At 52.4% G+C, this 14,650-nt stretch carries 11 protein-coding genes; 7 read left to right on the top strand and 4 right to left on the bottom strand.

Going from position 1 to position 14,650, the window contains the following annotated elements:
- Positions 1 to 73: 73 nt before the first annotated feature.
- Entirely contained in the window at positions 74 to 1,285 is a 1,212-nt protein-coding gene (locus tag CPA45_RS15845; protein ID WP_096653143.1) for a multidrug effflux MFS transporter, read from the top strand.
- An 83-nt stretch (positions 1,286 to 1,368) separates the two neighbouring features.
- Here CPA45_RS15845 and CPA45_RS15840 read toward each other — a convergent pair whose 3' ends face one another.
- On the bottom strand, positions 1,369 to 4,899 hold the full coding sequence (locus tag CPA45_RS15840; protein WP_096653141.1) for an indolepyruvate ferredoxin oxidoreductase family protein: 3,531 nt from the start codon (positions 4,897 to 4,899) through the stop codon (positions 1,369 to 1,371).
- A 177-nt stretch (positions 4,900 to 5,076) separates the two neighbouring features.
- On the opposite strand from CPA45_RS15840, the gene CPA45_RS15835 reads away from it, so the two are divergent.
- The 3 genes from CPA45_RS15835 (at position 5,077) to CPA45_RS15825 (ending at position 7,484) form a co-directional block, all read left to right on the top strand.
- On the top strand, positions 5,077 to 5,559 hold the full coding sequence (locus CPA45_RS15835; RefSeq protein ID WP_096653139.1) for an Lrp/AsnC family transcriptional regulator: 483 nt from the start codon (positions 5,077 to 5,079) through the stop codon (positions 5,557 to 5,559).
- Between the two features lie 227 nt (positions 5,560 to 5,786).
- Positions 5,787 to 6,842: a TRAP transporter substrate-binding protein gene (locus CPA45_RS15830; protein WP_096653137.1), complete on the top strand. Its 1,056-nt coding sequence runs from the start codon at positions 5,787 to 5,789 to the stop codon at positions 6,840 to 6,842.
- Positions 6,843 to 7,022: 180 nt separating this feature from the next.
- A complete protein-coding gene (locus CPA45_RS15825) occupies positions 7,023 to 7,484 on the top strand; it encodes a DUF6455 family protein (protein ID WP_096653135.1) in 462 nt (153 codons plus the stop codon).
- 206 nt (positions 7,485 to 7,690) lie between these two features.
- Here CPA45_RS15825 and CPA45_RS15820 read toward each other — a convergent pair whose 3' ends face one another.
- The 3 genes from CPA45_RS15820 to CPA45_RS15810 all read right to left on the bottom strand — a co-directional run bounded on the left by CPA45_RS15820 (position 7,691) and on the right by CPA45_RS15810 (position 11,610).
- A complete protein-coding gene (locus tag CPA45_RS15820; RefSeq protein ID WP_096653133.1) occupies positions 7,691 to 9,151 on the bottom strand; it encodes a sodium-dependent transporter in 1,461 nt (486 codons plus the stop codon).
- A gap of 386 nt (positions 9,152 to 9,537) precedes the next feature.
- Positions 9,538 to 11,100: a sigma-54-dependent transcriptional regulator gene (locus CPA45_RS15815; protein WP_096653131.1), complete on the bottom strand. Its 1,563-nt coding sequence runs from the start codon at positions 11,098 to 11,100 to the stop codon at positions 9,538 to 9,540.
- 33 nt (positions 11,101 to 11,133) lie between these two features.
- Positions 11,134 to 11,610, bottom strand: a complete 477-nt coding sequence (locus tag CPA45_RS15810) for an Lrp/AsnC family transcriptional regulator (RefSeq protein WP_078089308.1) — start codon at positions 11,608 to 11,610, stop codon at positions 11,134 to 11,136.
- A gap of 128 nt (positions 11,611 to 11,738) precedes the next feature.
- On the opposite strand from CPA45_RS15810, the gene hppD reads away from it, so the two are divergent.
- The 3 genes from hppD (at position 11,739) to dctP (ending at position 14,619) form a co-directional block, all read left to right on the top strand.
- The gene (hppD, locus tag CPA45_RS15805) at positions 11,739 to 12,845 is read left to right on the top strand and encodes a 4-hydroxyphenylpyruvate dioxygenase (protein WP_096653129.1); all 1,107 of its coding nucleotides are present in this window, start codon (positions 11,739 to 11,741) and stop codon (positions 12,843 to 12,845) included.
- A gap of 27 nt (positions 12,846 to 12,872) precedes the next feature.
- Positions 12,873 to 13,241: a Rieske (2Fe-2S) protein gene (locus CPA45_RS15800; RefSeq protein WP_096653127.1), complete on the top strand. Its 369-nt coding sequence runs from the start codon at positions 12,873 to 12,875 to the stop codon at positions 13,239 to 13,241.
- Positions 13,242 to 13,587: 346 nt separating this feature from the next.
- Positions 13,588 to 14,619: a TRAP transporter substrate-binding protein DctP gene (gene dctP / locus CPA45_RS15795; protein WP_096653125.1), complete on the top strand. Its 1,032-nt coding sequence runs from the start codon at positions 13,588 to 13,590 to the stop codon at positions 14,617 to 14,619.
- The last annotated feature ends 31 nt before the right edge of the window (positions 14,620 to 14,650 follow it).

Raw genomic sequence — 14,650 nt, 5'->3', positions numbered from 1 at the left:
GTGTACGTGGACGCACCATTTTCGTGACGCTTGTCTTGGGGTGGGCCGCCGATCCAACGATAAGGAGCTAAGGGTGCTGAAGCTGTCTTCTACCGCCACTGTCGTGGCCCTAGCCGCATTAACAGCGCTTGGCCCTCTGGCTACCGATATGTACTTGCCAGCCATGCCGGCGATGGCAGAGGCGCTAAATACTGGCCCAGATCAGATACAGCTAACCCTTAGCCTCTATATGGCCGGGTTCGCACTGGCCCAACTGCTGTGTGGCCCAGTCTCTGACCGGTTTGGCCGACGCCCAGTGATGATTGCTGGCCTGATACTGTTTCTCGCTGCCAGCATACTCTGCACCCTGGCACCCAGCGTCGAGTGGTTGTTAGTAGGCCGTTTTCTACAAGCCTTCGGTGGTGCTGCTGGCCCAGTGTTAGCGCGGGCAGCGGTGCGTGACATCCATGGTCCCATCGAGGCTGGGCGGATTCTTGCTTACATGGCGAGCACCATGGCGCTCGCCCCTGCCCTGGCCCCCGTTGCGGGAGCGGGCTTACTGCTATTTTTTGGTTGGGAGTCTGTATTCGTGTTGCTTGCACTCTACGCAGCGGCGATGCTCGCTGTGCTAGTGTATTTGCTGCCCGAACCGCTGCCGAAGGAGCGACGGCAATCAATTCATCCTGGGAGGGTACTGGCAAACTTTCGGCTACTGCTAAGCCAGCGTGCCTTTATGGGCTATACCTTGGTGAATGCTGCCGCTTTTTCCGGGCTATTCGCGTACCTTTCAGGCTCATCCTTCGTACTCATCGAGTACATGGGCGTAGCACCTACTCTTTATGGCGTACTGTTCACTCTGATCGTAGCGGGTTTCTTCGTTGGGACGCTGATCAGCGGCCGATACAGCCACCGGCTGGGTCGCGACCGCCTCATTACGTTGGGCGCTACGGTCTGCGCGGCAGGTGGTGTCGTCATGGCTGGCCTGGCTACTGCCGGTATCCATCAGCCCTGGGCAGTGGTGGGGCCCCATATAGTCTTCATGCTAGGGGTAGGTATTTTAATGCCCCAAACAATGGCTGGCGCACTCGCCCCTAACCCTCAGTGTGCAGGTGCCGCCTCTTCACTGTTTGGTTTCCTGCAGATGACGATTGCCGCTGTGGTAGGTGGGTTAGTAGGACAATTCCACGACGGCAGCTCGCGCACCATGGCCTTGACCATCGGCCTGATGGGGCTACTCGCCCTGGTAAGCCACTGGCTACTGGTACGTCGTCGCATCGAGGTCCAACCTGCTGATACAGTTTTTTGATGGATAGCAAAAGGCCACGCAGTGCGTGGCCTTTTTTACCTATCTAAAACACTTCAAAATAAGACACTTCAAGATAAGCCACTTCAAGCGGCTTCGACAGCAATGGTCTTGGGGCGACCCTGGCGAAACTCCATTAGCAATTTCTCGCGGCGTTCGGCGGCTTTTTCCGCAGCAGCCTCGCGAACTGGCCCAAAACCACGAATCTCTTCCGGCAACTTGAACAGTGCCAGTGCAGTGGCATGATTGGTGCTATCAAGACGAACGACTAACTCATCGATAAGCTGCTCGTAGTCAGCCAGTAAGGCGCGATCAAGCTTGCGGTCGGCACTAAAACGGAAAGGATCCAGGGCTGTGTTGCGCAAACCGCGCATCTTTGCCAGCGCCCCCATCGCCTTCAACACCCAGGGCCCAAAGCGACGCTTCACTGGACGCCCTTGCGCATCCTTGCGACCACTCAACAGCGGCGGCGCCAAGTGGAAGGCTAGCTTATAATCACCGGAAAACGTCGCTTTGATCTCATCCAGAAAATCGCTCTGGGTGTAAAGTCGTGCCACTTCATACTCATCTTTATATGCCATCAAGCGATAGAGCTGATGAGCGACGGCTTCACTCAATGCTTCACCACACATGAGAGTGGCCTCTGCTTCACGTACTTTAGCCACCTGTATGGCATAACGTTCAGCCCAAGTGCGATTCTGATAGCGCTCCAGGTGGCGGCTGTTACGCGCTACCACTTCGTCCAGCGTGGCATTCGTGGACAGTGGCATCGTATCCAGGTGCTGCTGGAGGTAGTCGGGCTCCACCGCTGCCAAACGCCCCCAGGCAAATGCCTGACGGTTCTTTTCCACCGCCACGCCATTGAGCTCTAAAGCACGCTGTAGCGCAGGTTCAGAAAGCGGCACCAAACCTTGCTGCCAGGCAAACCCAAGCATCATCATATTGGAAAATACCGTATCCCCTAGCAATTGCTCAGCTAGGCGATTGGCGTCCAGAGAGGCAAAGCGAGCATCTCCCACCGCTTCGCGCAACATGTTAAGGCGCTTGCTGGGCTGCATATCCGCATCGCGATAAAGCACATAATCCGCCGTGGCTAGCTCAGCCAGATTGGCAACGATACGGGTGGTCGGCTGCAGCACATTCAGCGCTTTCTGGGAGCTAGCCACCACCATGTCACAAGCGATCACCGCATCGGCCTGTCCCGCTTCGATACGTACCTGATTAAGCTCGCTGGGCTGTGATGCCAAGCGCACATAGCTAAGTACCGCACCACCCTTTTGCGCAAACCCCATAAAGTCGAGCACGCTGGAACCCTTGCCCTCCAGGTGTGCCGCCATGGTAATCAGCTGTCCAACCGTCACCACCCCAGTACCGCCAACACCCCCTACCAGTAGGTTATAAGGAGCAGTAAGTGTCGCAAGGGCGGGGCTAGGCAAATGTGCTATACGCTCCCAAAAGGCGTTATCTGCTGTGACGCCTTGGCCTTTACGCAACCCACCACCTTCGACGGTGACAAAGCTGGGGCAAAAGCCACTGACGCAGGACATATCTTTGTTACAGGAGGACTGATCGATTTTGCGCTTGCGGCCTAGTTCGGTCTCGCGTGGTACCACCGATAAACAGTTGGACTGCACCGAGCAATCACCACAACCTTCGCAAACATGATGATTGATAAACACCCGGCGGGCGGGGTCTTCCATCAGACCACGCTTGCGGCGGCGGCGTTTCTCAGCCGCGCACACTTGGTCATAAATCAACACGGTGCAGCCGGGGATCTCGCGCAATTCACGTTGCAGCGTATCCATCTCTTCGCGGCCGTGGAAAGTGACCTCTTTAGGAAACGCCTTTTCATGTCCTCGGTATTTTTCAGGCTCATCGCTAACCACCATGACCCTGCGTACACCTTCATCCAACGACTGCCGGGCAATCATGGGAACGTTGATTTGACCGTCCACCGGCTGACCGCCCGTCATAGCGACAGCGTCGTTAAACAGGATTTTATAGGTAATATTGACGTTGGCAGCCACGGCCTGACGCACCGCCATGGAGCCCGAGTGAAACCAAGTGCCTTCGCCCAGGTTCTGGAAAATATGCCCATTGCCGGTAAAACGGCTCTTACCCACCCAGTTAACACCTTCGCCACCCATTTGAATCAATGACTCGGTGCTGCGACCCATCCACGAAGCCATAAAGTGGCAGCCGATCCCCGCCAGGGCTTTGCTGCCTTCAGGTACTTTAGTCGAGCTGTTGTGTGGGCAACCAGAACAGAAATAAGGCATACGGCGTACACCGCCGAGCTCTTTAACCCCGGCTTGGCAAGCATCAACGGCTGCCAGCTTGTCGCTAAAATCAATCTCGAAAAAGCGCGCTAGGCGCTCTGCCACAAAGCCCGCCAATAGACGTGGGCCAAGCTCGCCGACAAAGGGAATTAGAGGTTGGCCGGTTTCATCCTGCTTGCCGGTAACAATTACCTCACCTGGGTGGTCGGGCTCCGACATGTACTCTTTAAGCTGGCTTTCGATAATGCCGCGCTTTTCTTCAATGACCAGCACCTCGCGCTTGCCATGAATAAACTCAAGGATGCCATGCCGATGCAGCGGCCACACCATTCCGACCTTATATATTTCAATCCCTAAATCACGTAGTTTGGCTTCATCCAGCCCCAATAAACGGAGTGATTCGAGCAAGTCCAGGTGGGCTTTACCGGTGGTGACCAAGCCAAAGGTCGCCTGCTCTTGGCGGAACAGGTACTGATCAATCGGGTTGGCAGTAGCAAACGCCTGCACGGCGGCAAGCTTGTGCTCAAGGCGGGTCTCCAGTTGAGGCCCCGGCAAATCGGGCCAGCGGTAGTGCAGCCCGCCTTCCGGCATATCGAAATCCGGCGTTACATACTCGGGCAAAGGTGGCACATCCACCGAAGCACCACTCTCCACGGTTTCAGAAACGGCCTTGAAACCCACCCAACAGCCAGAGAAGCGTGAAAGCGCATAGCCCCATAGCCCAAAGCGCTCATACTCCGCCAATGACGCAGGACTCACCACCGGCATAAACCATGCCATAAAGGCGACATCAGACTGGTGAGGCATGGAGGACGACACGCAGCCATGGTCATCACCCGCAACCACCAGCACACCACCAGTGGGTGAGCTACCGTAGGCATTACCGTGCTTTAAGGCATCGCCCGCGCGATCAACGCCTGGCCCCTTGCCGTACCACATGCCAAACACGCCATCTACTTGCTTATCGGGGTCTGTCTCGACTTGCTGACAACCCAGCATCATGGTGGCAGCAAGGTCTTCGTTGATGGCCGGTACGAAATCGATGTGATGCTCTTCCATGGCGGCTTTCGCCCGCCAAATCTCTTGGTCTACACCGCCCAGGGGCGAACCACGATAGCCACTAATTAGCCCCGCGGTATGCCGACCATCGCGGCGGTCAAGCTCAGCCTGTCGCAAGGCGATACGAACCAGTGCTTGGGTGCCAGTTAGAAAGACACGGCCTTCGCTACGGTTATAGCGGTCGGCCAACTGATAGTCATCGAGAAGATTGTCATCGAGTGCAATATCGAGAGGCTGGGTAATTGAACCCGCCTGCTCAGTGACTGAGGGGGTTGTCATGAGAGTTCACCAGTACGGTTGAAGAGTTATGGTTGTAATACCCTTGAGTCTAGCCAAGAGCGCACTAAAGGTGCTTGCGAATTCACTCTTCAAAATCCTGGATATTAATAATTCCTTTCATTTTTTATGTTTTTGCACAACTATATTTACCAAATCATAAATAAATGAAATACCGCCATGAAAGAAGCGACCAAAGAGATCACCTTGGACAAGTATGATCAACACATCCTTACCCTACTTCAGCAACAGGGGCGTATTACCAATAATGAGCTTGCCGAGCAGATCGGCCTATCCCCCGCCGCCTGCTGGCGACGCGTAAAAGCCTTGGAGGAGAGTGGCGTTATTCGTCGTTTTGCAGCGTTGGTGGAACCCAGCCTAGTGGGCCAGCCACTAGCGGCGTTAGTGATGGTGACGCTGGTACGCCACCATATCGACAACACTGCTGAGTTCGAGAGTCGCATCCGGCAATACCCAGAAGTTCTGCAGTGCTATGCCACAACGGGCAACGCCGATTTTGTGCTGCGGGTTGTCATCGAAGATATGGCAGCGTACGACAAGTTTCTCAATGAGAAACTCTTCACCCTGGACGGTATTTCCCAGGTCAGCTCCAATTTCGTGCTGCGTAATATCAAAGAAGAGACCGCTATCCCGATTCGTTGAACACACCAACCAAGCTCGTTGCGTCCATGGCTTAAAAACAAGACTTAAGTACAATGCCATCCCCTCTCAAATTAGTTGCTATAGAAACTATATAAAGGCAAGGTGAGCGGTGTGATTTTCGCAATACCGAGAAGGCGTCACTTGCTCGGTACCAGGCGTTACCAATAACAACACAGGCGCTAGGTGTTCGTACAAGGCTTAATAGCGCCGGTTCTGGAGCTTTATACATGAATAAACCAGCTCGCTTCATTGTGGGTGCTATTGCTGCTTCAAGCATGGCGTTCAGCCTATCTGCATTGGCGCAGTCCACTATCACCGTAAGCACGTGGGGAGGCCCTAATCACGGTATTAACACCATTGTTTGGCCGACCTGGAAAGCATGGATTGAAGAAGCCACTGATAATCGTGTCACGGTAGAAGTAGTGCACGATATGGGTCCACCTCCCGCGCAAATGGAGATCATTGCGGATGGTATCGCGGATGCAAGCTGGATTTTTCATGCCCATATGGCTGGCCGCTTTTTAGCAACTCAACTGCCAGAGTTCCCTACGTTTGAGGAGTTCTCTTCAGAAGATGCTTCCGCCGCTTATTGGCATACCCATCAAGAATATTTACAGCAAGCCAATGAGCACCGCGGCGTTGATGTTGTCGCCATGGGCGTGCATGGCCCCGGCCAAATATTTACCCGTGATCAAATAAGCTCAATTGATGAGCTTGCAGGTAAACGACTACGCGTTGGCGGCGGCGTTATGAGTGGCTTAGCCGAGGCAATGTCAGTGACCGGTGTCGCCATTCCCCCGACAGGCACCTACGAAGCGGCCTCCCAGGGCGTGGTTGACGGTGCGATGCTAACGCTTGAGAGCTTGCGCAGCTTTCGCGTCGTTGAAGTAGCCCCGCATACCCTCACCGTAGACGGCGGTTTCTACCGCGGCAGCTTTGCGATTGTGATGAACCCCATGTTCTGGGACCAAGTGTCGGATGAAGACCGGGCGGCGATTGAAAGCGTATCGGGCGAGCGGCTGTCACGCTTGTTTGGCTATATGATGGATGTTTCTGACCAACGGGGCGTTGAGTTTGGTGAAGAAAACGGCGCGACCTTTACCCAAGCATCAGAACAGGACATTGAACACCTGCGCGATGTATCTAATAACTTACTGGATGCATGGAGTGAATCGGTAAAGAGCCGCAATGTTGACGCACCAGCAGCGCTTACCTTCTTTCGTGAGCAGTTAGCCAAGGCAGCGGCTGAAGAAAGCATTGCCAACAGCGTCGTGAGTAACTGAACCAGCAGAAGGGGCTTTCTCGCCGCTGCTTGCAGTGGGCGGCGAGAGCAGTGCCTATTGCCGGATGAAGCTACAACCCCCACCTGTTTCACTTGAAACTAAATTGATCCCCGTCAAGATGCCCCTTCTCTCACCAGTTGATACTGATGTCATCATCAAGAACACCTGGAGAGAACCACCATGGCTACTGCACAGCATAAAGACACCACGACTTGGTGGGGACGCCTAACAGAACGCTGCTATACGGCATCAACCGACACGCTAGCACGCAGCGTAAAGGATCAAGCAGGCGCTGCTTTTGATGCGCTTGTTAATGATCTGGAGAGACCTCTAGAACCACGCTTTGAGCAGGCAGTGGCCTGGCAATTGGCAGCAGGCCAACCAGCCCACTTCAAACCAGCCAGAACCCTAATGCCGATGATGATGCAGCGCTTTGGCCTTGAGGAGAGGGTTCTTCAGGAAAAAGGTCAGATTCGTCATGCCGACTACGTTGCACTGCGTGACACCTGCAATGCATGTGCGGCCGTGGGCGATTGCTGGAAAGCGATGCGAGCCAATGCCGAGATAGAGGAGTGCCGTCGCTTATGCCCCAACGCAAACGCCTTTGATGCCTTAGCGGCACAGTCAAGCTGTGTTGATTGAGGCTCACTTGCACGCCCACCAATTTATGTTTCCACATCGACGTATCCCTCTAACGTAAAGCGCCCCCATCCAGAGGATGGGGGCGCTTTAGCTTTAACCGCTCTATTCGGAACTTGCCTAAGAGCTTGTTCTAATAACTTGTTTTAATAACCGGTTCTAATAACTGGCTATAAGAGCTGGGTTAAAAACGTATTACTGAACGTATTTTAAGACGCTTGGTGGCGCAGTCGCGGGCTAGCTAGCTCTCCTACCACGGTGATCAACACAAGCAGCGCCAGCAACCACGGCCACTGAGTACCTACCTGGAGGGTCGCGAGGCCCAGCGCATCAATGAAAATTAACACGATGCCTAACGGGCTTACGTAACGCACCATAAACAGCCACAGCGTATGCTGGGTGCGGGTTAGCCCCAGCTCTTCCCTGAAGATTTCATTACGCAGCAGGAAGCCTGCCATCAGTGCCATACCCAAGCCACCTAGCGGCATCATCCAGCGGGAAGTTAAGTAATCTAACCAGCCAAAGAAGTTGCGCCCAGCCAGCGACCAATCAGCACCAATGTTGAACGACAGCATAGCCAAGGTACTCACCAACCACAGCACAATACCCACGCCCCAGGATGCCTGCTTACGCGTCATTCCCTTGCTTCCCGTGAGCCAAGCCACCGTCGCCTCGATCATCGAAATCGACGACGTAAGCGCCGCCATCGACAGCATCAAAAAGAACAGAATGCCAAACAGTGTGCCGAACGGCATAGCTTGGAAAGCCAGTGGTAAGCTCATAAAAATCAGCCCTGGCCCTTCACCGGGGTTCATTCCGTTTGCGAAAATAATCGGGAAAATAGCCAAGCCAGCCATCAGCGCGACAACGGTATCAGCAATGGCCACGCTGAATGTGGTGCGCGCAATGGAGTGCCCTTCTGGCAGGTAAGAGCCGTAGGTAAGAATCGCACCGGACGCGAGCGACAAGGTAAAGAAGGCATGCCCCAATGCCGCTAATAATCCTTCACTGGTTAATCCTTCGGTATTGAAGGAGAACAGGAACGACCATGCATCGGCAAAACCACCGGAAAAAGCACCGTAGCCGATCAGCACACCCAGCATGATGACCATGCCTGGCATCATCCAGCTAACACTCTTTTCAATGCCGGCTTGTACGCCCTTGCCCACGATGAACATGGTCAACACCGTCACCAGCGTGCTCCAGGCGCCTAGCGTGAAAGGATTTGCATTATTAGCGGCGAAAATTGCCGCCATGTCATCAACGCTATTGCCCGCCAGCCCGCCACTCAGCATTTTCCACAGATAGGAAAACGACCAACCCGCGACCACCACATAGAAAGACAAAATCATAAAGCCACAGAGCATGGCCATCCAGCCGAAGATTGACCAGAAACTGCCATGGCCAGACTCATGCACCACACGGCGAATAGCATCAATCGGGCTGCCCCTCCCACGGCGGCCGAAGCTGATTTCAGCCATCATGATAGGAACGCCTACCGCCAATATGCAGGCGAGATAGACCAGCACAAAAGCGCCACCACCAAACTCGCCAGTGATGTAAGGAAACTTCCAGATATTACCTAGACCCACTGCAGAACCAGTGGCTGCCAGTACAAATCCCCAGCGGCCCAACCACAGCGTCTTGGGGGGCGTATTCGTCGTTGTCATTGGGAAACCTTATAAATTTATATTGTTTTTTAGGCTATTTATTTATAAGCAGTTAGAACAACCACTTAAGTGTGTTTAGCTGTATTCCATGGCCAAACAGCCATGGTCAGCCAACTGCGGCCAACCAATCTATAAAGAGTCCAGGGAGATAGCTATACGGCAGTAGTGGAGCTAAATCATATTCACTGCAGTGTCACCCAAATGGGTTAGACGCAACTGTAAACAAATCGTTACACTCAACTCAAAATGCAGGAGAGTAAGGTCCAGCCGTTGCATTTTGCTGACACCATGTAAATAAATCGTTACAGCTAATTTGGTTAGCTTAAGTACTTTTTTCTTAAGGACGATCTTAAGGGCTATCCTCAAGGGCTATCTCAAGGGCTATCTCAAGGGCTGTCTTGAGTGCCAATACCGTAACGCTTGAGTTTGTTGGCAATCGTTGTATGCGAAACACCCAGGCGCTTTCCCAACTGGCGGCTAGAAGGGTACTGTTGATACAAGGTAGTTAAGATGTTTCTTTCTACCTCCCCTAACATATCGCTCAAGCTTCCCTCTAATGGAATGCCAGCAAGCTCAGTTGAAGGGTCACTGTGAGGAAGGCGCAAATGCATCGGCTGAATAGCCTTCTCTTCGCACAATGACACCGCCTGGAACAGCACATTTTCTAGCTGGCGCACATTGCCCGGCCAGTCGTAGCGAGTGATCTTTTCCAGTGCTGCGGGCGAAAGATCGGGCAAGGGGCAGCCTATCTGACGCGCCGCACGATCCAGAACATACGCCGCCAGCTCATCAATGCCGTCCATACACTCACGTAAGGGTGGCACCTGCAGCGAGAGCACATTAAGACGATGATAAAGATCGAGTCGAAATAACCCTGCGCTGCATAGCTGTGGCAGATTCTGTTGCGTGGCACAAATCACTCTGACATCCAGGTAGGTTTCTTCATCGCTACCCACACGTCGAAAGCCGCCATCCTGAAGAAAACGTAACAGCTTCGTCTGCAAACGCGGGCTCATTTCACCGACTTCATCAAGAAAAACAGTGCCGCCTTCGTTAAGCTCCAGAAGACCAAGCTTACCTTCCGGCCGAGCGCCCTCGAAGGCACCAGGTGCATAACCGAATAGCTCTGTCTCAGCCATCGACTCGGGAAGCCCAGCACAATTGAGTACCACAAACGGCGCTTGCCCACGGGGGCTTGCCAAATGGCACGCTCTGGCCACCAGCTCTTTGCCAGTGCCCGTTTCACCCACGATCAATAACGGTGCATCTAATGGCGCCATGCGGCGCGCCTCGTTGATCACCGCTTTCAATCGCGAACTCGACTGAAAGATGGCCTCAAAGCCACGCAGCTCCTGGCGCTGCACCTGGTAAATACGCGCACCAATACGGTCAGCCCGGTGCAAAGTGACTACCGCCCCGGCGAGTGAATCCACCTTAGTGTCTTCCGTGTGCAGTGGCGCAATATCAGCAAGATAAGTGTTTCCCTTCAGCTTTATTCGCAGCCCGTTGATGCGTGAGTTGTTACGGCGAATCAAATCAGGAAGATCAACCTCATCAAGATACCGGTCTAACGAGAGCCCAGGTACTTCTTGCACACGCACCCCTAACACCTGAACAGCAATACGGTTGGCAGCAACGATTCGACCTTGCATATCTATCGACATCACTGGGTCGGAGAGCGAGGAGAGCAGCGCATCCAACTCCAGGTGACGGCGTTCACTAGGCATCAAGTTGGCGCGCTTGACACCAAAGACACCGGGGATGGACTCCAGCACAGGCTTAAGCGTAATTAACTGTGCATTGAGCAATTTCGGGACATATAAGTAAATGGTATTGCCCTGATCGCCGCCTACTTCTCCCCGCGCTACATTAATTCGGTAATCGGCAAACTGGGCCACTATATCGCGAAGCATGCCGATTCGATTCTGACAATGAAATTTAAGACGCATAGACCCCTCACGATACAAGACAAACGCAGTTACTTAACCACCACCCACCGGCAACCCCTGCTCCTCTTTCATACTGCGCAGTATTATTTCAGAGCGGACCTGGGTGACATTAGGGTGAGGTAATAAGTGGTGATGAATAAAGTCTGAAAACTCGGTTAGGTCCTTGGCGATGATGTGCAATACATAGTCCGCATCACCGGATACAGAATACGCCTCACGCACCATGGCATGCTTCGTTAGTAACGCTACAAAATCATCATCCATGCTTTCACCGTGAGCTTTAAGGTTGACTCGGGTAATGGCACGCAACCCAAAGCCCAGGCTGGCGGCATCAAGCCGAGCCGAATACCCCTTGATCACACCTTCAGCTTCTAACCGCGCTCTGCGGCGGGAGCACTGAGAGGGAGATAGGCTAACGCGCTCTCCTAATTCTGAATTAGTGAGAGCCGAATTTTTTTGCAACACCGACAAAATTGCAAGATCGTAACGATCCAGAGAAATTCCGTGCATTGAATACTCCAGTTGCGCACAGTCTGTGCGCCATTTGGCTGCATAAGGGGCTAGTTTGCAACCTAATTGCACCCTCTCTTCCCTATACTGGCCTTGTGAAACAACAAGACAATAAAGGAGTGACAGCGATGGGCCCCTTCCCACATAACGCGCCAAAAGTAACCATAAGTGATGCTAACCCAGCAGGCACAGATGGCTTTGAATTTGTTGAATTTGCTCATCCTGAGCCGGAAAAATTAGATAACTTATTTAGGCAAATGGGTTTCATCCCTGTTGCCAAACATCGCGAGAAGTCGATCACCGTCTATCGTCAGGGTGATATCAACTACCTGCTTAATAGCGAGCCCAACTCCCATGCGTCATCGTTTATTGAAGCGCACGGACCATGCGCCCCGGCAATGGCTTGGCGTGTCGTTGATGCTCAGCACGCCCTCAAACGCGCCGTAGACTTGGGCGCAGAAGAGTACACAGGGAACAAAGCAATCGATGCACCGGCTGTTATTGGCATTGGCGGCTCACTGCTTTACTTCATTGATACGTACGGCGAAAAAGGTAGCTGCTATTCAAACGAGTTTGAGTGGTTAGGCGAGGAAAACCCTACTCCAAAAGGGTTTGGCTTTTACTATCTTGACCACCTCACGCATAACGTCATTCGCGGCAACATGGATACATGGTACAAGTTTTATCATGACACCTTTAACTTCCGTGAAATACGCTACTTTGATATCACCGGTAAAATGACCGGCCTTACCAGCCGCGCCTTAACATCTCCCGACGGGAAAATTCGTATCCCAATTAATGAAAGTGCAGACGATCATAGCCAAATTGAAGAGTATCTACGTGAGTACAACGGCGAAGGCATTCAACATATCGCCATTGCGAGTAACGACATATATACCGGTACTGATTTAATTGCTGATGCAGGGCTAGAGTTTATGCCTGGCCCGCCAAGTATCTATTATGAAAAATCGCTAAAACGCGTAAAAGGCCACCAAGAGCCTCTTGATAAGCTTCGTAAGCGTGGCATCTTGATTGACGGCGAAGGTGTCGTGGGCGGTGGTGAAACCAGAATTTTGCTACAGATTTTCTCAAAAACGGTGATTGGCCCAATCTTCTTTGAATTTATCCAGCGCAAAGGCGATGACGGCTTCGGAGAGGGCAATTTCAAAGCACTTTTCGAGTCCATCGAAGAGGATCAAATTAACCGTGGCGTGTTGCAAAGTACGACTGAATAATAACAACACTGCCGAAAAGGAAACACTGTGCACGACGACGCTTGGCGTAGCTATGCGAATGCCCCCCAAAGGGGGGCTATTATTTGCCCCGCTAAAAAAATCCAAGAAGGCCAAACACTATGCATAGAAATCATTAGTAATGATGACGCTTTTCCAGTCGTTATAGCACGTTTAAATGGCTTGGTTTATTGCTATGTCAATAGCTGCCCTCACCAGTACTTGCCATTAAATTATCGTTCTGAAAACATCATCTCGTCGGATGGAAGCCGCTTTCTATGCAGCGCCCATGGGGCAGCGTTCGATATTAAAACAGGCAACTGCTTATCGGGCGCTATTGATGAACTTGATGCCATACCTGTCTTTGAAGACCAGGAAGGAAACTTACGCATTGGCTAGTTGCCAATTAATGCCCAGTTAAAGCCCAAAGCTCTCTTCCCCTCCCTCACTATAACGTCCTCCCCCCTCCTTCTCACCAGCATTGCCCCATTAGCATCACAAGATGCTAATGGGGCAATGCTGGTGCAAGAACTAAGCTCTCTATAGAGCAAACAGGCATAGAAAACAGCGCAGCAACCACTAGGCTGCTAATGTAATGTGTATATAGCTGGCTAATAGAGTTAGCGGCACTAATATTGCTTATTCAATACAGTACCTTTCAACGCTTAGGTTGCGCACCAAATAATAAAAGTGATTAGAGATCCATACGCCCCAGGTGGCGTTCAAGAGGACATAGGAGACTACCATGAAGCCCCATTTTTCGATGAAAGCCCTCGCTACAGCCTGCTTTTTAGGCAGCTCGCTAGCTGCCAGTCAGGCCATGGCACAAACAACCATTAATCTGGGCTACAACGGCGCCCCTGATCCTGATAAAAACGCGGTGCATGTTTTTGCTTCTAACCTAAAGGCGCTGATCGAAGAAAAAACGGATGGTGAGATCCAACTGCAGCTTTACCCGAATAGTATGCTGGGTGAAGAGCAGGAGCGTATGGAGCAGACGATGAGTTCGCCGATGCTCAATATTGCTTCCTTTGCTGGCGTGTCTCCGCTAGTCGATGAAATTTTTGTCAGCGCCATTCCATTTCTATTCGATGACTTTGACGCAGCGCGCAGCTTCTTTGATGAGGGCAGTTACTGGCAGGAGATAGAAAACGTCCTGCAAGAGCGTGCGGGTATCGATATGCTGGCGGTGGTGGAAGAAGGTGGCTTCCTCGCATTTACCAATAACAAAAAGCCCATTTCACATCCTGACGATTTTGCCGGCTTACGCTTCCGCGCCATGGACCCAAGCCAAGTAGCCCTCTATGAGGCCTTCGGTGCGTCAGGCACTCCGATACCCTGGACAGAAGTCTACATGGCACTGCGCACCGGTGTGGCCGATGGCCAAATGAACCCGCCCATGTACATCATTTTAGGCAGCCTTCACGAAGTACAGGACTACTTAACGCTTGCGAACATCCAGTACTCCAACCAGTTTTTGGTCGGCAACAGCCAAATGATTGAAAGCTGGGAAGAAGAGACCCGTAACGCCTTTATGGAAGCCGTGGCCGAAGCAAATCAGCAGGCGCGTGAGCATAACGAAGCCAAAGTTGATGAACGCATTGCCTACCTTGAAGAGCAAGGCATGGAAGTGATCCGCCCCTCTGAGGAGGACCTTAACGCCTTCCGGGAAGTTGGCCAACCAGCTTATCTTGAGTGGCTAAGCGAGCGTAATATTGACCAGCGCTGGATCGACATGGCACTGGAAGATGCAGGTATGAGTGAACTGCTTGAATAGTTAATCGCTGTCTAACCAAGCACTATCTAAT

The organism is Vreelandella nigrificans, from assembly GCF_002374315.1.
GTDB lineage: Bacteria > Pseudomonadota > Gammaproteobacteria > Pseudomonadales > Halomonadaceae > Vreelandella > Vreelandella nigrificans.
The sequence above is the reverse complement of the archived record's forward strand: the minus strand, read 5'-3'. Positions and strand labels throughout refer to the sequence as shown.